Annotated in this window: 23 protein-coding genes; 9 read left to right on the forward strand and 14 right to left on the reverse strand. The window is 35.3% G+C overall.

The window, feature by feature from the left end; all coding sequences use genetic code 11:
• Nucleotides 1–600: 600 nt before the first annotated feature.
• From ADHAQ_RS0117100 to ADHAQ_RS0117120, 5 genes are all read left to right on the forward strand, one after another.
• The gene (locus tag ADHAQ_RS0117100; protein ID WP_026463973.1) at nt 601–951 is read left to right on the forward strand and encodes a sugar 3,4-ketoisomerase; all 351 of its coding nucleotides are present in this window, start codon (nt 601–603) and stop codon (nt 949–951) included.
• Nucleotides 952–1,028: 77 nt separating this feature from the next.
• Nucleotides 1,029–2,030 (forward strand): hypothetical protein, encoded by a 1,002-nt coding sequence (locus ADHAQ_RS0117105; RefSeq protein ID WP_026463974.1) that lies wholly within the window; start codon nt 1,029–1,031, stop codon nt 2,028–2,030.
• A 72-nt stretch (nt 2,031–2,102) separates the two neighbouring features.
• Nucleotides 2,103–3,059 (forward strand): glycosyltransferase, encoded by a 957-nt coding sequence (locus ADHAQ_RS26105; RefSeq protein WP_034256892.1) that lies wholly within the window; start codon nt 2,103–2,105, stop codon nt 3,057–3,059.
• A 68-nt stretch (nt 3,060–3,127) separates the two neighbouring features.
• Nucleotides 3,128–4,063 carry a hypothetical protein gene (locus ADHAQ_RS0117115; protein ID WP_026463975.1) on the forward strand — a complete coding sequence of 312 codons (936 nt, stop codon included), beginning with the start codon at nt 3,128–3,130 and terminating at the stop codon, nt 4,061–4,063.
• 43 nt (nt 4,064–4,106) lie between these two features.
• The gene (locus ADHAQ_RS0117120) at nt 4,107–5,084 is read left to right on the forward strand and encodes a hypothetical protein (RefSeq protein WP_026463976.1); all 978 of its coding nucleotides are present in this window, start codon (nt 4,107–4,109) and stop codon (nt 5,082–5,084) included.
• On the opposite strand, the gene ADHAQ_RS0117125 is transcribed toward ADHAQ_RS0117120, so the two are convergent.
• The gene (locus ADHAQ_RS0117125; protein ID WP_026463977.1) at nt 5,079–5,972 is read right to left on the reverse strand and encodes a hypothetical protein; all 894 of its coding nucleotides are present in this window, start codon (nt 5,970–5,972) and stop codon (nt 5,079–5,081) included. The two genes, ADHAQ_RS0117120 and ADHAQ_RS0117125, sit on opposite strands and share 6 nt — an antisense overlap.
• A gap of 414 nt (nt 5,973–6,386) precedes the next feature.
• Between ADHAQ_RS0117125 and ADHAQ_RS0117130 the strand changes: the two genes are divergently transcribed.
• The 3 genes from ADHAQ_RS0117130 (at nt 6,387) to ADHAQ_RS0117140 (ending at nt 10,317) form a co-directional block, all read left to right on the forward strand.
• Complete coding sequence (locus ADHAQ_RS0117130) at nt 6,387–7,367, forward strand: acyl-ACP desaturase (RefSeq protein ID WP_026463978.1); 981 nt, start codon at nt 6,387–6,389, stop codon at nt 7,365–7,367.
• 185 nt (nt 7,368–7,552) lie between these two features.
• The gene (locus ADHAQ_RS0117135; protein ID WP_026463979.1) at nt 7,553–8,650 is read left to right on the forward strand and encodes a vWA domain-containing protein; all 1,098 of its coding nucleotides are present in this window, start codon (nt 7,553–7,555) and stop codon (nt 8,648–8,650) included.
• A 131-nt stretch (nt 8,651–8,781) separates the two neighbouring features.
• Nucleotides 8,782–10,317: a sigma 54-interacting transcriptional regulator gene (locus ADHAQ_RS0117140; RefSeq protein WP_026463980.1), complete on the forward strand. Its 1,536-nt coding sequence runs from the start codon at nt 8,782–8,784 to the stop codon at nt 10,315–10,317.
• A gap of 161 nt (nt 10,318–10,478) precedes the next feature.
• Here the strand turns inward: ADHAQ_RS0117140 and ADHAQ_RS0117145 are convergent, their stop codons facing one another.
• The 10 genes from ADHAQ_RS0117145 to ADHAQ_RS26110 all read right to left on the reverse strand — a co-directional run bounded on the left by ADHAQ_RS0117145 (nt 10,479) and on the right by ADHAQ_RS26110 (nt 18,298).
• Nucleotides 10,479–10,940 carry a peptidylprolyl isomerase gene (locus ADHAQ_RS0117145; RefSeq protein WP_026463981.1) on the reverse strand — a complete coding sequence of 154 codons (462 nt, stop codon included), beginning with the start codon at nt 10,938–10,940 and terminating at the stop codon, nt 10,479–10,481.
• A gap of 305 nt (nt 10,941–11,245) precedes the next feature.
• The gene (gene rsgA / locus ADHAQ_RS0117150; RefSeq protein ID WP_026463982.1) at nt 11,246–12,169 is read right to left on the reverse strand and encodes a ribosome small subunit-dependent GTPase A; all 924 of its coding nucleotides are present in this window, start codon (nt 12,167–12,169) and stop codon (nt 11,246–11,248) included.
• A gap of 5 nt (nt 12,170–12,174) precedes the next feature.
• Complete coding sequence (locus ADHAQ_RS0117155) at nt 12,175–13,416, reverse strand: 3-deoxy-D-manno-octulosonic acid transferase (RefSeq protein ID WP_026463983.1); 1,242 nt, start codon at nt 13,414–13,416, stop codon at nt 12,175–12,177.
• Nucleotides 13,417–13,485: 69 nt separating this feature from the next.
• Entirely contained in the window at nt 13,486–13,917 is a 432-nt protein-coding gene (locus ADHAQ_RS0117160) for a hypothetical protein (protein ID WP_157433448.1), read from the reverse strand.
• Between the two features lie 197 nt (nt 13,918–14,114).
• Entirely contained in the window at nt 14,115–14,747 is a 633-nt protein-coding gene (locus tag ADHAQ_RS0117165) for a peroxiredoxin (protein ID WP_026463985.1), read from the reverse strand.
• 36 nt (nt 14,748–14,783) lie between these two features.
• Complete coding sequence (locus tag ADHAQ_RS0117170; RefSeq protein ID WP_026463986.1) at nt 14,784–15,239, reverse strand: Fur family transcriptional regulator; 456 nt, start codon at nt 15,237–15,239, stop codon at nt 14,784–14,786.
• Between the two features lie 136 nt (nt 15,240–15,375).
• Nucleotides 15,376–15,879 carry a DUF5606 family protein gene (locus tag ADHAQ_RS0117175; RefSeq protein WP_026463987.1) on the reverse strand — a complete coding sequence of 168 codons (504 nt, stop codon included), beginning with the start codon at nt 15,877–15,879 and terminating at the stop codon, nt 15,376–15,378.
• 15 nt (nt 15,880–15,894) lie between these two features.
• A complete protein-coding gene (locus ADHAQ_RS0117180; protein ID WP_026463988.1) occupies nt 15,895–16,305 on the reverse strand; it encodes an energy transducer TonB in 411 nt (136 codons plus the stop codon).
• 63 nt (nt 16,306–16,368) lie between these two features.
• The gene (yihA, locus tag ADHAQ_RS0117185; RefSeq protein ID WP_026463989.1) at nt 16,369–16,971 is read right to left on the reverse strand and encodes a ribosome biogenesis GTP-binding protein YihA/YsxC; all 603 of its coding nucleotides are present in this window, start codon (nt 16,969–16,971) and stop codon (nt 16,369–16,371) included.
• Nucleotides 16,972–17,266: 295 nt separating this feature from the next.
• Nucleotides 17,267–18,298, reverse strand: a complete 1,032-nt coding sequence (locus ADHAQ_RS26110) for a hypothetical protein (protein ID WP_051359994.1) — start codon at nt 18,296–18,298, stop codon at nt 17,267–17,269.
• Nucleotides 18,299–18,651: 353 nt separating this feature from the next.
• Between ADHAQ_RS26110 and ADHAQ_RS0117195 the strand changes: the two genes are divergently transcribed.
• Nucleotides 18,652–19,566 (forward strand): PorP/SprF family type IX secretion system membrane protein, encoded by a 915-nt coding sequence (locus ADHAQ_RS0117195; RefSeq protein WP_026463990.1) that lies wholly within the window; start codon nt 18,652–18,654, stop codon nt 19,564–19,566.
• A 66-nt stretch (nt 19,567–19,632) separates the two neighbouring features.
• On the opposite strand, the gene ADHAQ_RS0117200 is transcribed toward ADHAQ_RS0117195, so the two are convergent.
• The 3 genes from ADHAQ_RS0117200 to ADHAQ_RS0117215 form a co-directional block, all read right to left on the reverse strand.
• Nucleotides 19,633–21,738: a carboxy terminal-processing peptidase gene (locus tag ADHAQ_RS0117200; RefSeq protein WP_026463991.1), complete on the reverse strand. Its 2,106-nt coding sequence runs from the start codon at nt 21,736–21,738 to the stop codon at nt 19,633–19,635.
• A gap of 289 nt (nt 21,739–22,027) precedes the next feature.
• On the reverse strand, nt 22,028–22,699 hold the full coding sequence (locus ADHAQ_RS27340; RefSeq protein WP_026463992.1) for a TonB family protein: 672 nt from the start codon (nt 22,697–22,699) through the stop codon (nt 22,028–22,030).
• Complete coding sequence (locus ADHAQ_RS0117215) at nt 22,686–23,270, reverse strand: RNA polymerase sigma factor (RefSeq protein WP_026463993.1); 585 nt, start codon at nt 23,268–23,270, stop codon at nt 22,686–22,688. The genes ADHAQ_RS27340 and ADHAQ_RS0117215 overlap by 14 nt, the downstream gene beginning before the upstream one ends.
• Nucleotides 23,271–23,422 lie beyond the last annotated feature (152 nt).

Genomic DNA, 23,422 nt, shown 5'->3' on the forward strand with positions numbered 1-23,422 from the left:
TTAGCGGCAGTATATTTACCAAGATAATTTTAGCATAGTTTTTATGTTATAAATTTTATTCTTCTGGATTTGGAGTTTTATAGTTTTGGAAGGATTTTTATTGGTCTTACTTATAATAAAAAAGCAGAAATCAAGAATAAAATTGAGAAGGAAATTATAAATTAACTAGGTATTAGTATTCTCTGCTTAATTATTACCAGTATTATAAGTTTTTGGTTGAGCCTCATTCCATGTTTGGATTCAGCTTTTAAATAGGCGCTGCAAAGCATAGCTTTTTAAAGCTTTTTCGTAATAATATTGCATTACCTCATTAAAAAATTTATTTTTCTAATCTATTCGTATTGCTTAGTTTTAAGGCTATTTCTAATTTAGAAGGAGGGGCTTTTATTCCTGGAGGTTGCCTATTGCCAAACCGATTAAAAGGGATACCAATCTCCTGCGATTTTGATTGCGCTTAAGGAGAAAAGTTCGAATAAGCCTTTACTCTGTACTTTAAAGTTATAACTAAGTCTAGAAATTGAGAGGGAACTCTGTACAAAAAGGATTCAGAATTAGAAAACAATTTAATGGCTTCCATTTATAATAAAAAGCTAAAATTACATGATAGAGCCTCATTTATTAAAATTTGATTCGTTTGATGAGCTTGAAAAAGGACTATTAACTTCTACTCAAATGGCAGAAAAGTTGCCTTTTTTGGTGAAGCGGGTTTTTTGGGTACAAAATGTAAATCCAGATAAAACAAGGGGCAGCCATGCTGGTTATAAAACAGAAGAAATCTTAATTGCCATACAAGGAAATGTCACTGTTCAAATTCAAACACTTACCAGGAGGAAGTCAGAATTTATTTTGCATCAGCCTAACCATGGCTTATATATTCCGCCGAAATGTTGGAGAACTTTATCTTTTTCCGAAGATGCTATTCTTTTATGTCTTGCCTCCACAGATTACTAATCTGATAATTACATAAATAGTTTCCAGGATTTTCTTCAGGCTGGTTATAAAGATTCATTAAAAACGGATTAAACCTTGTGCTAAAATATTTTTTAAATAAGGAGATAGATTATAAAAAATGGGATTTCTGTATAGAAGCGTCTAATCAGCGTATAATTTATGCATTATCGTGGTATTTGGATATTGTAGCACCTTCTTGGTCAGCCTTAATTTTGGAACGAGGAGATTCTTATTATGCAGTTATGCCTTTACCGGAGGCTACTAAATTTGGTATTACTTATTTGTATCAACCTCTTTTTTGTCAGCAGTTAGGAATTTTTTCTATTAGTGAAAATTTAAAATATGATGAATTTATTGATGAATTGCTTAAACGTTATTCCCTTATAAGTTCTTATAATTTTAATACCGAAAATTCAAAAAAATTAAAGTTTCCAATTGATCGAAAATTGGAAATAAATAAATATTATACACACCATTTAAATTTAAATTTATCTTACGGTAGAATTTTTAAAGGCTATGATCGTGATAGAAAATTAAATCTTAATAGATCTTTCAAAGCGAATTTGACTTTAAAGACAGGTATTGAAATTGATCCGCTCATACGGTTATTCAAGGATGAAGTGGCTAATAAAATAAATGGAGGAGTGTCTGAAAACGCTTATGTTATATTAAAGCAGGTTTATAAAGTTTTGGAAGAAAAGGGTATGGGTGATGTTTATTATACTTATAATCAGTTTGATGAGCTAGATTCTGGAGGGTTATTTATTAATTATGCAAATAAAATTATTTACCTTTTTAGTGCTGCATCTAAATCTGGTAGAAAAAACAACGGGCGGACCTTAATAATAGACAAAATAGCAAAAGAATATTCTGATCAAAATTATGTATTGGATTTTGAAAGCCATCCTACTGAAACGGCTATCAATCACGTATATAAAGGCTTTGGCTCGAAAGAAAGTCCATATTTTCAAATTAGGTATTTAAATTTGCCATTTCCTTTAAATATTATAAAAAAGGCACGAATGTTATTTTATCAACATGTTCTTCATTTTTTAAGACCAAACAATAAAGCAGGTTAAATTTTAAGAAAAAAAATTTAAGAAAAAATAAAACAGTTTTTAACACCTATTAATTTTAAGTTCAACATTTAAATGGGGCCGCTTGTTTCAGTTATCTGTCTATGCTTTAATCATGAACGTTTTCTCCTTGAAGCTCTCTTTTCAATAATTAACCAAACTTACTCTAATCTAGAAATTATTATAGTAGATGATGCAAGTACCGATAATAGTGTTGAATTATTAAAAGAATTTAAATTAAAGTACCCAAAGTGTCAGTTAATATTAAACCAAGTAAATATAGGTAATTGTAAATCCTTTAATAAAGCTTTTGAAAAAAGTAAAGGTAAATACATAATTGATTTTTCTACTGATGATGTACTTTTGCCGAATCGGATTGCTGAGCAAGTATATGCATTTGAAAGGTTAGATGAAAGTTATGGAGTTATTTATACTGATGCTGAATTAATAGATAATTCATCTTTACATAAAGGTTTTTTTTATAAAAGAAATAGGATAAATAAAATTAAATCGCCACCACCTTCGGGTTACGTTTTTACACATATTTTGCGGAAAACTTTTTTGTGTCCGCCTACATTAATGTTTAAACGAGAATTATTAAGCAAATTAGGTGGTTATGATTCAACCCTTGCTTATGAAGATTTTGATATTTGGGTCCGTTCTGCGCAAGAATACCAATTTTACTTTCTCAATAAAATTTTAACAAAAAGAAGAATACATGTTGATTCTCTTTCATGTAAGCAATATAAGCCTGGTGACAAACAATTAGCGTCTACTGTTAAGATATGCCGCAAAGCAAAATCTTTAATACGAAACAAGGAAGAAAAAGAGGCTTTAATTTTTAGAGTTAAATCAGAAATAAAACAGGCTTTTTTTACAGAAAACTTTAAGGAATGTACTAATCTTTTTTTATTATTAAAGGAGTTAACTCATCTACCAATGGTTTATAAATGTTTATATTTATTAAACAAAAATCGAGTTAGATTAGGAGTAATAAGAAGGTTTTATTACAAAATTTATTATGGCAAATAAAATTATTTAGATAAATTCAATTAAAGTAGCATCAGATTTTAAGAAACAATATATGGTGATATTAGCAAATGATTAAAATATTTAGATATAGTCCCTTAAATAAGAAAGAATGGAATGATTTTAATTCTAAAGCAAAAAATGGTCTTTTTTTATTTGACAGAAATTATTTAGAATATCATCAAGATAGGTTTGAGGATCATTCTTTAATGATTTATGATGAAGAACAATTGTTGGCACTTTTCCCAATGAATGTAAAAGGAAATGAAGCCTTTTCACATAGTGGATTAACCTTTGGTAGCCTAATCATTAAAGAGCGGATTTATATAAATACTTATCTTCACGTATTTGAGTCTCTGATAAACTATCTGCGAATCAATAAATTTGTAAGTCTTATTTATAAAGCTATTCCTTTTATTTTTCACAAAATATTAGCTCTTGAAGATAACTATGCTTTGTATCGGTGCGGTGCAAATCTTATTCAAAGAAATATGACATCTTGTATAGACTTGCAAGGCAAAATCCATTATAGTAAAGGGCGCAAATATAGTTTAAAACAGGCATTAAAAAGCAACTTAAAGATCCATGAAAGTCTTGATTTTCAAGAATTCATGAAATTAGTTGATAGTATATTACAAGATAAGTATGGGGTTAAACCTACCCATACTGCCGAAGAATTAAAATATTTAGCTACTATTTTCCCGTCTAATATAAAACTGTTAGCTGCATTTTTCGATTGTCGGATAGTTGGCGGATGTGTAGTCTATTTAAGTGAGCAGGTTGTCCATTTGCAATATATTGCAACTAATGACCTAGGGAAAGAGTTACATGCTTTGGATTTCTTAATTTATCACCTTATTCAAACATTCCATAAAGAAAAAAAATATATAAATTTTGGTATATCTCCAGGATCTGATGCATTTGATTTAAACGCAGGCTTAATCCAAAATAAACAAAGCTATGGCGCGCATAGCCTTCCTCAAGATATCTACAGAATAACAATTTAAAAACAGTTACTATTTAGTAATTGATTGTTTTATTTTTAGATAGATGATAAAATTTATCTCACATCCTAATATTGATAAAACTAAATGGGATGACTGTATCATTGATTCTGGTGAGAGTTGTATATATGCCTTATCCTGGTATTTAGATATTGTTTATAAAAAATGGGATGCAATTGTAGATGAGGAAGACAAAGTTTATGTAACAGTAATGCCGTTGCCTTATAAGAAAAAGTGGGGTCTGAAATACGTATACCAAAGTTGGCATACCCATCAATTAGGCATTATATCAACTATACCAACAATTTCTTTTGTTTATTTTCAAAAGTTTTTTAATTTTTTTTTATCTAAAACAAATTATATTGCTACCTATGACTTTAATATATCTAATACTACGTTTTTTAAAGAGGATCAATTTTATATAAAAGCTTATACATATAATTTAAATTTAAATAAACCTTACAATGATTTATACAAAGATTACAAAAAAGGATTGAAGGGAGATATCAAAAAAGCAAAGAAGAATGATTTACAAATACAATTCTCTATTGATATTGAACCTCTTTTAATTTTATTTAAGGAGAATACTGCTTCCAAAATTAATATTGAGATCTCCGCTAATGATTATAATATCATGCGGCAACTTATTCAAGTAGCTTTGAATAAAGGGTTAGGCAAAATCTATTATATATTTCATAATAATGCAATTTGTGCAGGCGCTTTTTTTTATATATTTCATAACAAGATAATTTATCAATTTGCAAGCTCTAACGAAACAGGTCGCTATTACAATGGGATAAGCTTTATTTTAAATCATGTTATAGAAAATAATGCTGAAACTTCTAAAACTCTAGAGTTTGAGGGAGGTATGGTACCAACTTTAGGCAAATTCTTTAAAGGATTTGGAGCTTATCCTCAATACTACAATATTTTATATTATAACAAATTTAAATTTTTAACAAATCTATTTAAAATAATACAAATAAATTTTCTTAAAAAAATGTTTAAGAAATCATCATTATAAAAAAGTAATAAGTTCTTTATAAACATCTGGTAAAGAAACAATCAATTTTTTGTAATTAGGCTCATGTTTTAGAACCAAATTAGCTAACGAATATACTTTTCTTCCGGATTGAGCAGCATAAAGTCCTATTGAACTTAAAAATACGAAGAAATTAACGTCTGTTAATTTGCAATTGCCTGCTATAGATTCCAAACTTATAGACTGAGGTAGCTCATGAATAGTAAAATTAGAAGAAAAGGTATTAAAAAAATTTTTGTAAAGAATTAATGTGTTCTGATTGCGTACTTGTTCAGGATGGTATTTTACCCAAAATTCATTCACATCCATTGATTTTAACATTTTAATAAATTCAGTTAAGGAAGAAAGTATACTTTCATTACTAACAAGCCCTAACTCTCCCATTCCATCAAACACTAATATATTTTTGTAAGCTGGTAGATCATCTTCGTTTACGAAAGGTGAAGGCAATAAAATCTTTCTTTTAAATTGTGGGAAAGAATAATTTGAAATACCATACGCAAAATTATAGCCTTTTGCAAAGAAATACTTACTTAAGGGTAATCGGCCTTTGTAATTAAATAGCATTAATATTTTATAATTTAAAGTTGAATAACCTGCTGGATTTATTTCTTGATTCATAATATCCAACCTATGATAAGAATTAGTACCCTCTTCTAGAAAGCTAAAACCCCGACAATGTTTATGGGTGATAAAAAGAAGGATATAATCTATTCCGGTTTGATTAGTATAAAGTAAAAAAAATCTATCCTTTGTTAAATGTTTTAAATACTGATCAAATTTATAAAGCTCCTGCCAGCCTTTCCAAAAAGCATAACGAACAGGAAAAGATTTATTAGGAGAATGAGTAAACGGTATTTCAACTTCCATTAAGTCGGCGGTAGGTGAAGAAGGTCTAAAGCCCCTTTCGTAAAGGAAACAGCAATTTGAATTATCCAATTGATGATATTTGATTACCTCTTTTGCTACTAAATAGGTTATATAGCTATGAATAATGAATATATGTAACAATATAATTAGTAGCTAGTGAGTAAATTTTTTTATAATGTAAAATTCAAGGATTTAATGAAAAAAGTCTTCCTCTAATTTATATCAAAATTTATACAATAACGGTTGTCAATGTTCTAAATTTTATAAAATGAAAGAATCCTTAACTTGAACATGAACGTAATATCTTTTATGAATCTTTCCTTTGCTTAAAATATTTTAATTAATTATTTGTTGAAAGAATGGATTCGGTAAAAATATAATATATTTGAATTTTCATAGATATTTAATTAAAGAATGATTTCTGCTATCTCAACACGCGTTGAAGTTCTAAAATATTTAGAAACTTATGTCGCGGAAAATATATCAACCTTTTTAAAAACAGTAGAGGAGAGTTGGCAACCGGCAGATTTATTGCCAGATAGTCGATTGGAAAACTTCTTTGACGAAGTAAAGCAACTTCGCGAAAGGGCAATGTCTTTGTCTTACGATTTGTTTGCTGTTTTAATTGGTGACACGATTACCGAAGAAGCTCTACCAACCTATGAGAGCTGGTTATTTTCTATAACCGATATGCCAACTCATGGGGATAGTGCGTGGACAAAATGGAATAGGGGATGGACTGCGGAAGAAAACCGTCATGGTGATTTATTGAATCGGTATTTGTTTTTATCTGGCCGGGTAAACATGCGGGAAATGGAAGCTTCCACCCAATATCTGATTGCCGATGGTTTCGATATTCAAACTGGTCACGATCCATATCGCAGTTTTGTTTATACCAGTTACCAGGAAACGGCCACACAAATTTCGCACCGCCGGGTTGCACAAATTGCTAAACGCGAAGGTGATCCGGTTTTAGCTAAAATTTGCGGTTATATAGCCGGAGATGAAGCCCGTCACGCAAAAGTGTATAAATCTTTTGTAGATAAAGTATTTGAAGTTGATCCAAGCGAAATGATGTTGGCTTTTGAAGATATGATGCGGAAAAAAATTGTGATGCCAGCCCATTACATGCGCGAGCTAGGAGTAGAAGTTGGTAAAACTTTTGGTCATTTCACAGATGCAGCGCAACGTATTGGCGTGTACACGTCCCATGATTATGTAAATATTCTGGAGGAATTAATTGCTGATTGGAAAATTTCCAGTGTTACCGGATTAAACGATGCCGGTGAGAAAGCCCGTGATTATGTTATGGCCTTACCAGATCGTTTAAAGCGCGTGGCAGAACGCATGAAGGTGCCACAATTAGAATACAAATTCCGTTGGATTGAAGGATAAAAAAGTATAAGCTAAAAAAACAGGAGCCCGTTTATAAATTATAGACGGGCTCCCGTTTTTTTAAGCAAATAGGATAAATTTTACCATACCATAAAAATTAAATACTCGTTTAAACTAAAACTGTTTTTATAAATTTACTTAAACAGTTGTCGGGTTCCCTGGTTAAAACTTAAAACTGAATACGCATGTCTCTGGGATATCAATTTACCAAATATATACTGCCCCAAGCTGATAAAAGTGATTTTGAGCGGTTGCTCGAAATTTTTATGCAGCTGGTAACACTTACATCGGGTGATGTGGGCGAAGCACTGGCTTGGATGAATTCACTGGATAAACAATATAATATAACCGATGATAATTATGGCATGGGTAATTTTATTGAAGATTTAAAAGCCAAAGGCTATATTGATGATGGCGGAGAAAAAGGAGAAATAAAAATTACAGCCAAAAGCGAGCAGAAAATTAGAAAAAGTGCGTTAGAAGAAATCTTTGGTAAACTTAAGAAAGGTGGTAAAGGTAATCATAATACCCCACATACCGGCATTGGCGACGAAAGCTCCACCGATCGGCGTGAATTTCAGTTTGGTGATACTTTAGACCAAATTGAGATGACCGATTCCATCCGCAATGCGCAGCTGAATCATGGGTTAGGGGAATTTTTTTTAACTGAAAAAGATCTGGAAGTAACGGAGCGGGAGCACAAAACGCAAACCTCTACCGTGTTAATGATAGATATTTCGCATTCCATGATTTTGTACGGCGAAGATCGCATTACACCTGCCAAAAAAGTAGCGATGGCTTTGGCGGAACTGGTAACGCAGAAGTACCCGAAAGATACCTTGGATATTATAGTTTTTGGCAATGATGCCTGGCAAATTAGCGTAAAGGATTTACCGTATTTAAATGTAGGACCTTACCACACCAATACAGTTGCCGGCCTGGAATTAGCCATGGATATTCTGCGGAAGCGGAAAACACCTAATAAACAAATTTTTATGATTACCGATGGTAAGCCAACCTGTTTAAAAGAAGGTTTAAAATATTATAAGAACAGCTTTGGCCTGGACCGGAAAGTGGTAAATAAAACCTTAAATCTGGCAGCCCAATGCCGACGCATTAACATTCCTATTACCACTTTTATGATTGCCTCTGATCCTTACTTGAAACAATTTGTAGATGAGTTTACACAGGTAAATAAAGGGACCGCCTATTATAGTAGCTTAAAGGGGTTAGGACATTTAATATTTGAAGATTATCGTAGAAACCGCCGTAAATCCTTATAAGTTAAGATCCGATTTTAAATTATTAGCCTCATGATTCCAGCGAAAGAAGCTAACTTCTAATTCAGATTATTTTATTTTTTTTAAATTAATAGCGTAAAGTCTTTACGTAACACCTTTTACATACGAACCACATGAGCTATAAGGACCTTTCAATAGAAAACCTTTTACAGATAAATACATTAGGCCAGTTAAAAGCTGCCGGTTACGAATCAAAATCAATCAAACAAGAGCTTCGGGATAACCTAATAGAAAGACTTCGCAATAAGGAGGAAGTCTTCCCTGGTATTTGGGGATATGAAGAAACCGTAATTCCGGATATGCAACGTGCCATTCTCTCCATGCACCATATAAACTTGTTAGGGTTGCGGGGGCAGGCTAAAACCCGGATGGCCCGGATGATGGTAGAATTGCTGGATGAGTATATACCGGTAGTGGCTGGTTCAGAGTTGAATGACGATCCTTTACAACCGCTATCTATATTTGCCCGAAATTTAATCAGTGAACAGGGGGATGAAACACCAATTACCTGGTTGCACCGGTTAGAGCGCTATACGGAAAAGTTAGCTACGCCCGATGTTTCGGTAGCCGATTTAATTGGTGACGCGGATCCTATAAAGGCAGCAACTTTAAAATTGCCGTATTCTGATGAACGGGTTATCCATTTTGGTTTAATACCACGTTCGCACCGCGGGATTTTTGTTATAAATGAATTGCCCGATTTACAAGCTCGTATTCAAGTGGCATTATTTAATATTTTACAGGAAGGCGATATCCAGATTCGGGGATTTAAAGTGCGTTTACCTTTGGATATTCAATTTGTATTTACAGCTAACCCGGAAGATTACACGAACCGGGGAAGTATAGTTACCCCGCTGAAAGACCGTATTGATAGCCAGATTATCACCCACTATCCAAAATCAATTGAGATAGGTAAAAAAATTACCCTGCAAGAAGCAAAGGTTAAGAAAGAGCAGAAACAATTGGTACAAACCAACCAGTTAGTAGCTGATTTAATAGAGCAGGTAGCCATGGAAGCTCGTGAAAGTGAGTTTGTGGATGCTAAAAGTGGGGTATCGGCCCGGTTAACTATATCGGCATACGAAAGTATGCTTAGCGCAGCAGAACGGCGAGCTTTAATTAATGGGGAAAGCAATACGTATATCCGGGTTTCGGATTTTCTGGCAGCGGTGCCTGCTGTAACCGGGAAAGTAGAATTAGTTTACGAAGGGGAACAGGAAGGACCTTCTATTGTGGCACAAAAATTAATGGGAAAAGCCATCCGAACACAATTTCTGAATTATTTTCCAGAGCCAGATAAGCAAAAGAAACTAAAAGATAAAAATGCCTACAAATTAATCACGGATTGGTTTGGAGAAGGGCATACCATAGATGTTTTAAACGATATGTCGGTGGCCGATTATAATAAAAATTTGAACAGTGTACCCGGATTGGTGGGTTTAGTGGAAAAGTATCATAGCCACAGCGATGATCAAACTAAACTGTTTTTAATGGAATTTTGCTTGCATGGTTTAGCAGAGCATAGTTTGATTAGCAGGAATAAACTAACGGCGGGCACTCAGTTTAAAGACTTGTTGAGCAGTATGTTTACCATGCCAACCTTTGGGGAAGAAGAGGACGACGAGGAGGATGATGCTTACCGAAGCTAGAAATAAAGGTAAAAATAAAAGAGGTAGCTATCTCGGCTACCCCTTTTATTTTTATAAACTATAGTTCAAGTAAAATTGAGAATTGAGTTTATAATGAAAAGGGGTATCTGGATCACAGATACCCCTTTTTAATAATTAATAGTTTAAAAGAGCTAATAAAACTATTCAGCTTCGTTAACCACAATTTTTTCAATACGGTCACCAGCTTTAATTTGGTCGATAACCTCTAAACCTTCTACAACTTTGCCAAAGCATGTGTGGTTACGGTCTAAGTGCGCGGTGTTACGACGGCTGTGGCAAATAAAGAATTGCGAACCCCCAGTATTGCGGCCAGCATGAGCCATTGAAAGAACTCCACGGTCATGGAATTGGTTACCACCTGTTAATTCGCAGTCAATTTTATAACCAGGACCACCAGTACCCGCCATGCCTTTCGCACCTTCGCGAGAATTTGGACAGCCTCCCTGAATTACAAAATCAGGAAGAACCCGGTGAAAAGTTAAACCGTTGTAAAAGCCTTGTTGAGCTAAATCTTTAAAGTTTTTTACTGTATTAGGGGCATCCTGATCGTAGAATTCTACTTTCATTACACCTTTCTGGGTATGGATTTCTGCTGTTGACATATATTAATGTTAATTGTTTACTAATATTGAAGGGCACAAAGTTAAAATAATTTACTTAAGGCGAAAGTATCACTTACTAGGCAAAAGTATTTTACCCTTTTATTTTGCTTTTAAACAAATTAATGAAAGAATCGGTTCGATTGCGCTTTCGCTAAAAGTTTATACAAATTAAAAATCACGGTAATTGATATGTACCCTTAAAAGGAGAAAAATAGGATACCTACTAATTCGCACAAGAAATAAATTCAAGGTTTAAGTTCCTATGTATAGGATAGAATTTAAGAGATTAAGATTAAGTAAAACGGCTATTTTCGGTTATCTCCTTCTGCCAGCATGCTTCGGTAGCTCTCGTATCGGGTAAGTGAAATATTACCGGCTTTTACAGCTGGTATCACCGCACAACCTGGCTCATTTACGTGTCGGCAGTTATTATATTTACAATCACTCATTAACTTCCTGATTTCAGGAAAAAAGGAGGCTAATTCATTTTCTTTGATATCTACCAGCCCTAATTCTTTTATACCGGGGGTGTCAATTATATAAGTAGATGGATTTACTTCATACATTTCTGCAAAAGTGGTGGTATGAACACCTTTGTCGGAATAAGCAGATATCTCGGAGGTTTTAAGGTCCAGATCCGGAACAAGTAGGTTGATGAGCGTGGATTTGCCAACTCCCGAATGACCAGAGAATAAGCTCTTTTTGTCCTGCATTAATTCTCTGATCAGGTCAATACCAATACCTGAATGAGCAGAGCAGAAAATACTTGAATAACCAATAGCCTCATACATTTTAGCTACCTTTTGCTGATAGGCCTGATCATCTTCGCTATATAAATCTACCTTGTTGTAAATAATAGTAACCGGAATATGATAGGCTTCGGCAGTTACTAAAAACCGATCAATAAAACCAAAGGAAGTTCTGGGCGATACTAACGTGGCAACCAGAAAAGCCTGATCTAAATTAGAGGCTATAATATGGCTATAAGCCGTTTTATGGGTTGATTTTCTAATTATGTAGTTGTCCCGGGGCTCGATATGCGTTATTACGGCCGTATTATCTCCTTGTAATTCTGTTTCAAAAATTACCCGGTCACCGACAGCAATAGGATTACTGACCTTGACTCCTTTTATTTTAAATTTTCCCCGTAATCGGCATTGATGCAATTGTCCGTTTTCATCCCGAACTACATACCACGAACCAGTAGATTTTATAACAATACCTTTCATAATTCTTAAATCAATGTTTTTACGTGGTGAAGAATGATGTCGGTTGCACCGGCCTGGTTTTGTACGTAGGTTTTTGCTTTTTCAGAAATAGCCTTTCTTTTTTCCTGATTTTGATAAATGGGAGTAAATACATCCTCCAATTCCGTGGTTGATTGAATAGGAAAAGCAACACCTAGTTGTACTAAATCTATCGCTTCCTGAAATTTTTGGTATGAAGGTCCAAAATAAAGAGGCAAACCAAATGTGGCTGCTTCTAAAGTATTATGAAGTCCTTTGCCAAATGCCCCCCCAATATAAGCATAAGTGCCATGGCTATAAAGTGACGAAAGCATACCTATGTTATCAATTAATAATACCGGGTAGTTAGCAATATCAGGAGTAAGAGCTTTGGAAAAGCGGATAGCTTTACCCTCCAGGTGAGAAAGCAGTTGAGTTAATTCCTGTTCATGAATTTCATGGGGCGCAATGATAAATTTAATGGCCCCGGCATATTTTTTAATAAATGGCAGGAGCACTTCTATGTCATGAGGCCAGCTACTACCTATCACAAATACAGGTTTATCTGCCTTAAAATGCTCTACTAATGAGATAGCTTTAACAGCAGCAGCAGTTTGTAAAACTCTATCAAAGCGGGTATCTCCGGCTACGGTAACCTGGCTTATACCTGCTGTCTGAAGCAAATCTGCAGATAATTGGTTCTGAGTAAAAATATGGGTAAATAAATTCAATGTATTCCGGTAAAAGCCCCCGTAAGGCTTAAAAAATATTTGTTCCGGTCTGAATATAGCCGATACTGAAATAACCGGAATATTACGTTGGTGTAGCTGGTTCAAATAATTAAACCAAAATTCGTATTTAACAAAGATTGCTAAACTAGGTTTAACTAAATTTATAAAGCGTTTGGCATTAGCCGGATTATCAAGGGGAAGGTAAAAAATATAGTGTGCGCCCGGGTAATTTTTCCGAATCTCGTAGCCGGAAGGAGAAAAGAAAGTAAGCAAAATTTTATATCCTGGATAGGTTGCTGCAAATTTTTCGAGCAAAGGCCGGCCTTGTTCAAACTCGCCGAGCGAAGCGCAATGAAACCAAACTACCGGATCCTGATTCTCCTTAAAGCTAGCTTCTAATTGTTTAAAAATATTTAGCCTACCCGCTACCATTTTAGCGGCTTTGGCATGAAATGGTGCTATGCCCTTCAGGAGCAAGGAATAAAAATTTACCCCAACTTGATATAGTAGTTTAGACAATCAGCTTACTTTTTGATAAAATTAAGTAAAAATAGAAAGCATTAATAAAAGGAGCACCAATGGTTGTATTTATTCTTTGGTTTTAGAAAAAGAATAGCCAATGCCAACCCCAACACTGGGCAGTACCGGGAGCATGATCTGATGAGTAAATAACGGTTGCAGGTTTACATGATAAAAAAGGCCATTATTGTTTTTCGGGTAGTGCTTAAAACCAAAATATAAGGTTACCGGGATAATATAATCTTTGGTGTAGGTGCCCAAGCCTTCATTAACCTGCACATTTATATAGTCTTTTAAAGGAACAAAACCAGCAATACCATATTCGAATTTATTGTGGGTTCGGCCCGTATGAGCCCCCAAAAATAAAGGGAGCGTAGGAATCCGGGAGTCATGATCCCATATATAACCTACTCCACCGCCAACGTGAAAATTAGTCTTCCTTGCAGCAGCAGAACTCTTTTCGTACAACAAAGCCGGACCAAATATATTTCTTCCCAGCATTTCAACAAAAATAGTATTTCGGCCTTGGGAAAATACAGGGGAGGAGAGACTAAGAAAAGATAGAAACAGTAAAATCCGAATAAGCATAAAATGAGTGATAATGTGCCAAATCGACGGTTTTTACTAATTTAAATGAATGGAGTAAAAATAAAGAAGCCTCCTAACCAGAGGAGGCTTCTTTATTAAATTTATATCAATTAGTGATTAGCTAAATAGTTTGATACACCTTCACGTGTAGCTTGCATAGCATCTTTGCCTTGTTCCCAGTTCGCAGGACAAACTTCACCTTTTTCTTCGAAGTGTTGTAACGCATCTACCATACGTAACGCTTCATCTACGTTACGGCCTAGTGGAAGGTCGTTAACTAATTGATGACGAACTATACCGTCTTTATCGATTAAGAATAAGCCACGGTAAGCAGCTGGCTCACCAATAAATTCCATTTCACCAGCTTCGTTGTAAGAATATTCTCCGGCTAATACGTCGAAATTAGTAGCAATTGTTTTTGAAGTATCGGCTACTAAAGGGAAAGTAACACCTTGAATTCCACCTTTATCTTTTGGTGTGCTTAACCAGGCAAAATGAGTAAAGTGAGAATCGATAGAAACCCCCACTACTGCTACATTACGTTTTTCGAAATCTGCTAAACGCTCCTGAAATGCCAGAATTTCAGTAGGGCAAACAAAAGTAAAATCGTAAGGCCAGAAAAACAAAACCACGTGTTTGTTACCTAAATATTGATCTAAAGAGAAGTTTTCTTCAAATTCTTCACCGTTGATAACGGCTGTTGCTTTAAAAGAAGGAGCTTTTTTTCCTACTAATACTGCCATAGTTCTATATGCTTTAAGTTTAAAATTTATTATGAATTAAGAAATAATAACGCTGTCGTTTGGGTTGGTTTTGGATCCTGTTATTTGAACAGAAATGGTACTAACCTTAAAGTTTTGGAAATTCTTTTGCTGAAAATAGGTCTCCATTAGTTTTTCCAGATCAGGATCAGAAAAATCAATAATTTCTTTAGTGTTGGTGCAGTAAATATGTCCGTGTGCTTTATCCGTTAAATCATAGCGCCGGCTACCTTCCGAAAGCACTCTTTTAGCTAAGTTAACTTCAACAAAGCTATCCAGCGTTTTATAAACTGTTCCTAATGAAATTCCAGGATTTTCGGATTGAAGCTTTTGGTGAACGGCTTCGGCCGATGGATGGTGCGGGTGCAAAGCTTCCAAAGCCTCCAGAATTACAATCCGCTGTTGGGTAGCCTTAAGGCCTACCGTTATAAGCTGGTTCCGTAATTCCTGTCTTGAAAGAATGTTTTGCTGCATCAACTTAAATAAGAATATTTCTTAACTAAGAAATTTTGCTACAAAGGTAAGGGCAGATTTTTAAGAAAGCAAAACAGAATAATTAAATTAAAGTTAATATTTAAAATGAGGCAGGGTATAGAAATGAAAAAGTCCTCTATTCAGAGGACTTTTTAGCTTTCTTAGCTTTTATTTCTGGTTCAGCGGCTACTGGCTCTGTTTCAGCTCCCGGTGCCTCCGCTTCAGCAGTTGTAGTATTTTCAGCTTCTGTAAAAGGAACAAATTTACTTACTATGTTATACCAGCCTGACAGCTTTTTAATGTCCGACATATATACGCGTTCCCGGTCATAGTTCGGAACAACTGATTCCATAAAGGAAGTTAGTTCAGCGTTAGATGATTTATTGGTTATGCTTACCGCTTCCCCATGCTTTTCCCGAATTAGCTCAAAAACGCGAGCCAGCGGAATAGTTTCTTCTGAATCGTCCTGGTATATAGAAATTTCGCTTAATAAAGAAATCCGATGTTTGGCCTGGGCAACAAAACGATTTGCTTTTTCATCTAATGCTTCTACTACAATTCCGTTGCGTGAAGGGCTGATTATGCGGTATAGGCCGCTCATACCCGCAATGGAAGCAATTTCTTTTAAATCAACAGGCATAAATATTAGTTAAGGTTAAAGTTTAAAGTTAATAGGCAGACTGGTATTTAGGCTATAACCAGGTGCTTTGAATTGTAAAAGTTTTACTAACCGTAAGGCTTCTTCGCCACAGCCACCGCCTACATTTTTTATAATTTTATGGTTAGCGGTAGAACCATCTTCCTGTAAGGTAAAACTTACGATGCACTGGCCAGAGATACGGTTTCTTTTGGCCATAGGCGGGTAAACCATTTCTTTGTTTATAAACGCATATAGGGCAGCTTGTCCGCCTTCATAATGTTCGGCTGCGGGTAATACTTTATCGGTAACAGGAGGGCTCTGAATTTTTACTGTTTGGGCTGCTGTACCAGTTGCCGCCGTTTGAGCTGAGGCAGCTACCGCTACAAAAAATAAAATAGCAAACAAAGCGGAGATTTTAACTTTCATATTGTTTTTAAGTTTAAACACGTGCATAACGTACAAGCTCCCAATTTTGGTGCCAAATTAATATTATTTCTTCAGATCAGCATTTACTGATTCAATGAAATCCAAAATTTCATCCCGGCCTTTTTTCTCGGATGAGGAAGTCAGGAATATTGGCGGTAATTCTTCCCAAGATTCCAGCAATTTCTTTTTATAAAAAGCTAAATTTTCCTGTGTTTTATTAACTGATTGTTTATCTGCTTTGGTAAAAACTAAAACAAAAGGTATTCCTAAATTGCCCAGAACAGTTATAAATTCCAGATCCGATTTTTGTGGTTCATGCCGGGAATCAATAAGTAAAAACACACAAGCCAAATTCTGCCGTTTCTGTAAATAGGCTTTAATCATTTTACCCCACTTCTCTCTCGATTCTTTACTTACCTTAGCCCAGCCGTAACCAGGTAAATCTACTAAATACCATTCGTCGTTAATTTTAAAATGGTTTATTAGTTGTGTTTTTCCCGGAAAAGAAGATGTTTTTGCCAACTTACTTTTACCGGTTATCATATTTATTAAAGATGACTTTCCTACATTTGATCGGCCTATGAATGCATACTCAGGTAAGTCCGTTTCCGGACATTTATCTACAGCAGTATTGCTGGCAATAAAAATGGCGTCTTTTATAATCATTTATGTAAATGGAAAGGCTAAAAGTATTACGTTTAAAACAGGCTATACCGTTTCGTAGAGAACAAAGGTATACAACCTGGTTCTATTTTTAAGACTTTAAAATTATTTAAATACAGTTTACGTAATTGTTGCTACAAGTTTACCTGGTTCAGGAGGCTGCTTAATAGCTGCTTTTTTAGAACTTGACTATGCAAATTTAAAGGATCAGTTTGGATACACTTGCTGAAAAGTAAAAAGCATTTCCTCCAAGAGAAAATGCTTTCAGTATATGCAGTAGTAAAAAAAGATTGATTCTTTATGCTGCCTTGCTTAGCTGGTAGGTATGGCTACTACCAAATAAAGGCGCTACTTTTTCGCTTAACCGGTATTGTACAAAACTATTTTGTAAATGGGCCGGTAAGCCTGCTACTAATTCCTGGTACTTTTCTAAACCAATGGCTTTGGCTACATAACCTTCGTGTAAGCCATTTAAGTAGCTTACAATTTCCAGGAGCGATTCATGAAATAGTTTAAAATCAATATCTGCTTCAACAAACCGATCTATTTCTTTATTGCTTGCCGAAATCCTTAAGCGACTTAATAAATCAAATAAAGTTGTATAACCCATTCGCCAAGTTATTTGCTGCCAATGCGTCTTATTCCATTTATCTAAAATCTTGCCGGTTTTAGGGCTTCTCAAGGCACTTTGACTATTATTCTGCACCTGATTCCTAATGGTTTGGGCCTGAAGCTTACGGGTAGTCCGCAAAAACTGGCCAATTTGAGCCTGGGCATCAATTTCCTTCTCCGGAATATGTAAACTTGGTTTGTGCCCGGCCAGAGGCAGGCGGTGCATGGAGAAGTCATTGTATGACCCGGCAGCATAATACCCCACGGCTCTTGGGTAAGCATTCCGAACCACCAGTCGGCCAACTTCTCGTCTTATTAATTCCGCATGACTGGTTTTGATATTAAGAGTATATAAAAATGCCTGAAGCCCGGCAAATATGGTATAATAAGCTTGGGGGAACGTCCAATGTAAAGCATGGCGCAAGTAGTCCTCATTGCCCAGTTCGGCGGTAGCTCGTAAAGCATATTCTGTACTCCAACTGGTTACTAATAATTTCCCTACTGCTTCAAGATCTTTGGTATTTAACTCTGCCTGATGCTCGCGGAAGAAAGTTAAATTATGTAAAGAGATATCATTGCTATGCTGAATATGATAATTGATGGCAAAAAAATAATTTAAAAATACTTGTGCTGGTATGGATTTTCTCCATACCTCATCCTGTTTAGTTATCTCCTCTGTTAAGAAAGGAATTACAGTTTCGTCCACTACCTTTTTCATATTAAATAAACAAAAAACACCACTGTTTTAGTTGCAAAATTGATAGAATAAGTAGTGGTATTGATGAAAATAAAAAATTGATAATCAGTTGGTTAATATGTGTATATGAAATTATTTTAACAAAATTTAGCCGGTATAAAACAAGGTGGAATTAATAAGAAAAAAGCGGAGAATTTTGGTTTTGGAACCTATTATTAAGTAAGCCGTGTTAGTAATCACAACGATTTTCCAGGAATCTGATTTTAAACAAATTGTAATTACAGATAAATAAAATCAGGGTATTTGTTAAATTGTACTTTTTTTTTAATTAAACTTATAAACAATTTATTCCTAAACTGTTACTTTACTAACGAATGTTAATTTCCAGATTTGTCTTATTACTTGCTTTTACTTTAGCAAGTACAAGTCTCTTTGCCCAAAGCGATATAACGCTTCATCGTTCTAATTTACCCCGCCTTTACCAGCAAAACTATTTTTATTTGAATCCGGCTTTTGCTGGTTCTGAAGATATGAGGGAAGCTAATTTTTCACTGCGACAAGCTTCCTTAAACCAAATGAATGCGCCGTTAAGCGGTATTTTAAGTTTTCATGGCCCATCTGGTGAAAATCATCTTCGCTCTAATTTAGGAATGGTTGTAGCTTTTGAAAGAGGTTTGCCTTTCAGGCGAGGCATTTTTGGGTTAGCTCATGCTAAAAGGTTTAAAATAGGAGAGGTGGCTCAGTTAGGAATAGGAGCTCGGTTAAATGCCAAGTACTTGGATATAAACTATGAAGAATGGCGCCAATTGGACCCGGCTGCTCCTAAAATGGCTGGAAATGATAGTGAGCTACGGCCCGATGTAGATGCCGGGCTTTGGCTAAATGCAGGTAAGTTTTTTGCCGGCAGTTCTGTTATTAATATTTTAGAACCGACCTTCAATTTAAAAGGAAATGCAACCCGGAAAGATATGCGTGAAATATTAGCTACAGCTGGTTATAAATTCACTTTTGGAAATAACTTGTTTTTAACTCCTTCTTTCCTGATGCGGAAGCCTTTGATGAGTGGATATAAATCAGAGTTTGATGTTAATACTACTGCCACCCTTAAAATTTTAACCTTAGGATTGACCTATAGAGGTACCCATGATAAAATAACTCCCTGGACTGGTATGTTGGGTATTCAGATTAATAATAAATTTATGTTGACTGTAGCTACAGATGTACCTCAATCGCGCTACGAAGGATTTTACCGGAATAATGTGGAGGGTAGCTTAAGAATAAAGTTTTAGATTTTAGTATAAAAAAAAAGCCCTGACTTATCTAAGTCAGTGCTTTTTTTTTATACTAAATTATTTTTAGAACTGATCCTTTACAATATTAACCGCTTCGTTTACATAAATATCTTTCTGGATATTCTTAGCAAACTTATTATAACGACCTGCTGCTAAGGTGTCTTTGGCCTGTGCTAAGTCAACTCGTAGCGGAGAAACAGTTAAACCAGCCATAGATTTTTCCAAGGTTTCATATTTCTTGCTTTCATCCCGCGACTTTTTCTGTTCAGCCCGGAAGGTAGTAAGCTTTAAAGACTGACTGCTTTGTTCCATCCGTTTTCTCATTCTTTCAGCCTGTTGCGTCACCTGCACAAAGCTCGGATGCGTACTTACCCGTTGCTGACTTTTTGCTTTAACAGAAGCTATGTTAAAAGAAGGGTTCCAAGGCTTGTAATTAGCCGGTTTAATTTCATCCCATGGTAATGGATAGTCCTGGTCTTTTTCACCTTCTTTTAAGAAACTGTAAAAGTCCGGAAGAATAATATCAGGCGTTACACCCCGTAATTGAGTGGCACCACCATTAATGCGATAGAATTTCTGCGTTGTTAGTTTTAACGACCCAAATGGTTTCATAGAAGAATATTCTCCGCCTTGTATAGCCTGATCTAAATCAAATACTTGTTGTACTGTGCCTTTACCATAAGTTGGGCTACCGATAATAATGGCTCGTTTGTAATCTTGCATAGCTGCTGCCACAATTTCGGAGGCAGACGCACTGAAAGAGTTCACCATCACTACAAGTGGTCCGTCAAATTGTACAGTTGGATCTTTATCTTCTAAAACCTGTGGTGCGGAACCACTGGTTTCAACTTGCACGATCGGGCCTTTTGGAATAAACAAGCCAGACATTTCTACCGCATCCGATAAGGACCCACCACCATTGGTACGTAAATCCAGAATAATACCGGAAGCACCTTCTTGTTTTAATTTTTCTACTTCTTTGCGTACATCTTCACCGCTATTACGGCCACCCCTACGGCTAAAGTCGGCATAAAATTTAGGTAACCGGATGTAGCCAATTTTTTTATCACTGTTGATTACAGCTGATTGCGCATAGGTTTCTTCAATGATAACTACTTCCCGGATAATTGGAATTACTTTAATAGTACCGTCTGGTTTTTTTACAGTTAAGCGAACTTCAGTACCTTTTTTACCACGAATGAGTTTAATCGCATTATCCAATCGCATGCCTTCTACACTAACAGGTTCCTGATTAGCCTGGGCTACCTTGATGATTATATCACCAGCTTTTAATTCGCCTTGGCGGTAAGAAGCACTACCTGGTACAATTTCAGCCACTTTAATAAAGCCATCTCTTTCCTGTAACGAAGCACCAATACCTTCCAACCGGCCAGTCATTTCTATATCAAAGGAAGCTTTATCATCAGGAGCAAAATATTCTGTATGTGGGTCGTAAGTATTAGTAATGGCATTCATGAAAAGCGAAAACTGCTCTTCTTTGCTGTTTTGAGACAATCGCTTATAAAAGTCCTCATACGTTTTCAAAACTTTTTTACGAGCTTCAGCTTCCATTTCAGCAAATGATTTGTTTGCATCTTTATTGTCGCCCCGTTCTTTCGCTTTTTCCTGCATGTCCATCATTTCGGTAAGTTGGCCCAAAGTCTGGTATTTTAAATATTTACGCCAAGCTTCTCTTAAAGCAGCTTTGTCGGTCGGACGTGACATTTTATCTGGATCTGTCTCAATAGATTCCTCTTTTTCAAAGTCGAATGGTTTAGCTAAAATTTCTTTATAATAGCCTTCCGTTTCTTTAACTCTGGTATTAAACAAAAGAGTCGTTTGCTCAAAAAAATCGTGCGAACCTCGTTTCACCTGATCGTCTATATCAGTCTGAAATTTCATTAATTGGGTAATATCAGCTTGGGTTAAAAATTTTTTGTTTACGTCCAGGCGCTTTAGGTACAGATCAAAAACTTTCTTTGAAAAGTTATCATCAATTTTTTCAGGCTGAAAGTGAGCCGTATTAAGTCCTTGCATTACTACCCGAAGCAGCAAACTATTTTTGTCAACAGCTTTTTCGGAGTTCCGGTTGAACTTTAAGGAGGCCAGAACTACCACTGCTACCAGGATAGAAATATAAATAGTTATTTTAGATCTTAAAGAAAACATACTGTATTGTAATTAATTTGTACCTGTCTATACACAAAATTAGTGCCTAATATTTAGTGGGCAACCAATTTGGTTGTACGTGAATTCTTAAACTTTGGGGGAATTATTACATATAATTATGAAGATAATTGCCTTTTTTCTTTATGCCTTTATACCATTTATTTACAGGTATACAATTAAACGAATTAGTTATTTCTTTGTAGGCAATAACTATAATAAGTTTAGGCGGCATAAGGTAAACAAAAATCTTTACTTAATATATAGAACAAACCATATAAAATTAATTGTTCTACTGAAAAAGTACCTTTAAAATAGTGGTTTGGGAAACAGCTTGTTTATTTTGATAAGCAGGTTTCCAGTTGGGGCCTTGTTTTAATAATCTTATTGCTTCTGCATCAAAGGCATTACCTAAGCTTTTTAAAACTTTAATTTGGGAGTAACTGCCATCCGGATTAATGGTGAACTGTAATTCTACTATACCTTGTGATTTAGGCTGATTTGCAATAGTTGGGTACCGCAAACTATCTTTTAGGTAAGTTTTATAAGCCTCCATTCCTACAACGGGCACAGGGGCTGTATAATTATTGTTTGTAGTTTTGGAGTTTTGGTAAGCGGTATTTTTGGCGGCATACCAAACTACAGTACCGGCAAATATCAATAAAAACAAAATAGCTGTAGTAAGCGCCCAGTTTTTTATGTCTCCTATAGTTCTGTGTTTAATTCGGCGGGTTGTATTTTTATGTAAGTGCCGGTTTATATCAAAAATAAAAGGTTGGGCTATCTGCTTCGGAATTAAGGATAAGCCATCCATTGCTTCCCGGCACAAGTTGCAATCTATTACATGTTTTTCTAATTGGTGCATTTGTTCAGGCGGTAATTGGCCTTCCAAGTACCGGTAAATCTGATCCGTTGAGAGATGATTTTCGGTTGGCGTTATGGGAGTTATATTAGGAGTGGTCATGATGCTTTTCAAGGTAAATTCGTAAATTCCTTTTCCCGTTCTGAATGTAGCTTTTTACTTTGCTAATGTTATATCCAGTAATTTGCGCAATCTCCTGATAACATTTCTGTTGGAGGTAAAAGAGCTCCAGGCAAATTCTTTGTTCTTCAGGAATAAGCCTTAAACCAGATTCCAAATGGGTAATTTTCTCCTCAAAGTCTGATGTTGCTGAGTTATCTAAATCAAAAGAACCTTCAAAGTCTGGTAGCTGGTAAAGTAAAGATTTGTTTTCGCGGCTTTTGCGCCCCCGTAATTCCATGAGGCAGTAGTTGCGGACTAATACCAGTAACCAGTTTTGAAATTTACTAACTTCCTGGGTTTTTAGCGCCTGCAGGAGCTTCTCAAAAATTTGCATAGTGGCATCTTTGGCATCCTCCTCATCTTTTAAATATTTAAGACAAACACCAAATACTAAGTGCGTATATCGTTGGTAAAGCTCACCTACGTAAGAAACATCTTTTGTTGCCTGATATTTTTTAATCAGTTCCTGATCGGAATACAAAGATTTCTTATTGCTACGCCTGAACAACATGCTTTTATCTTAAGGATGCAATTTGCTGCCGAATTCCATAATGAAGAACTGATTTTTCTGAATATTTTCAGATTTAGCCCCTGGTAACTAATTTCTTGTTCCTGTCCGCCTAAAGTTCGTTTAATCCTACTATTTGTGTTCTTTTTTTAATT

It is taken from the genome of Adhaeribacter aquaticus DSM 16391, assembly GCF_000473365.1.
GTDB lineage: Bacteria > Bacteroidota > Bacteroidia > Cytophagales > Hymenobacteraceae > Adhaeribacter > Adhaeribacter aquaticus.

Bases quoted from the DNA above. Each gene is read 5' to 3' on its own strand.
- ADHAQ_RS0117100 (WP_026463973.1), top strand. From the start codon at position 601: ATGATAGAGCCTCATTTATTAAAATTTGATTCGTTTGATGAGCTTGAA.
- ADHAQ_RS26105 (WP_034256892.1), top strand. From the start codon at position 2,103: ATGGGGCCGCTTGTTTCAGTTATCTGTCTATGCTTTAATCATGAACGT.
- ADHAQ_RS0117115 (WP_026463975.1), top strand. From the start codon at position 3,128: ATGATTAAAATATTTAGATATAGTCCCTTAAATAAGAAAGAATGGAAT.
- ADHAQ_RS0117120 (WP_026463976.1), top strand. From the start codon at position 4,107: ATGATAAAATTTATCTCACATCCTAATATTGATAAAACTAAATGGGAT.
- ADHAQ_RS0117125 (WP_026463977.1), bottom strand. From the start codon at position 5,972: ATGGAAGTTGAAATACCGTTTACTCATTCTCCTAATAAATCTTTTCCT.
- ADHAQ_RS0117130 (WP_026463978.1), top strand. From the start codon at position 6,387: ATGATTTCTGCTATCTCAACACGCGTTGAAGTTCTAAAATATTTAGAA.
- ADHAQ_RS0117135 (WP_026463979.1), top strand. From the start codon at position 7,553: ATGTCTCTGGGATATCAATTTACCAAATATATACTGCCCCAAGCTGAT.
- ADHAQ_RS0117140 (WP_026463980.1), top strand. From the start codon at position 8,782: ATGAGCTATAAGGACCTTTCAATAGAAAACCTTTTACAGATAAATACA.
- ADHAQ_RS0117145 (WP_026463981.1), bottom strand. From the start codon at position 10,940: ATGTCAACAGCAGAAATCCATACCCAGAAAGGTGTAATGAAAGTAGAA.
- rsgA (WP_026463982.1), bottom strand. From the start codon at position 12,169: ATGAAAGGTATTGTTATAAAATCTACTGGTTCGTGGTATGTAGTTCGG.
- ADHAQ_RS0117160 (WP_157433448.1), bottom strand. From the start codon at position 13,917: ATGCTGGGAAGAAATATATTTGGTCCGGCTTTGTTGTACGAAAAGAGT.
- ADHAQ_RS0117165 (WP_026463985.1), bottom strand. From the start codon at position 14,747: ATGGCAGTATTAGTAGGAAAAAAAGCTCCTTCTTTTAAAGCAACAGCC.
- ADHAQ_RS0117170 (WP_026463986.1), bottom strand. From the start codon at position 15,239: ATGCAGCAAAACATTCTTTCAAGACAGGAATTACGGAACCAGCTTATA.
- ADHAQ_RS0117175 (WP_026463987.1), bottom strand. From the start codon at position 15,879: ATGCCTGTTGATTTAAAAGAAATTGCTTCCATTGCGGGTATGAGCGGC.
- ADHAQ_RS0117180 (WP_026463988.1), bottom strand. From the start codon at position 16,305: ATGAAAGTTAAAATCTCCGCTTTGTTTGCTATTTTATTTTTTGTAGCG.
- yihA (WP_026463989.1), bottom strand. From the start codon at position 16,971: ATGATTATAAAAGACGCCATTTTTATTGCCAGCAATACTGCTGTAGAT.
- ADHAQ_RS26110 (WP_051359994.1), bottom strand. From the start codon at position 18,298: ATGAAAAAGGTAGTGGACGAAACTGTAATTCCTTTCTTAACAGAGGAG.
- ADHAQ_RS0117195 (WP_026463990.1), top strand. From the start codon at position 18,652: ATGTTAATTTCCAGATTTGTCTTATTACTTGCTTTTACTTTAGCAAGT.
- ADHAQ_RS0117200 (WP_026463991.1), bottom strand. From the start codon at position 21,738: ATGTTTTCTTTAAGATCTAAAATAACTATTTATATTTCTATCCTGGTA.
- ADHAQ_RS27340 (WP_026463992.1), bottom strand. From the start codon at position 22,699: ATGACCACTCCTAATATAACTCCCATAACGCCAACCGAAAATCATCTC.
- ADHAQ_RS0117215 (WP_026463993.1), bottom strand. From the start codon at position 23,270: ATGTTGTTCAGGCGTAGCAATAAGAAATCTTTGTATTCCGATCAGGAA.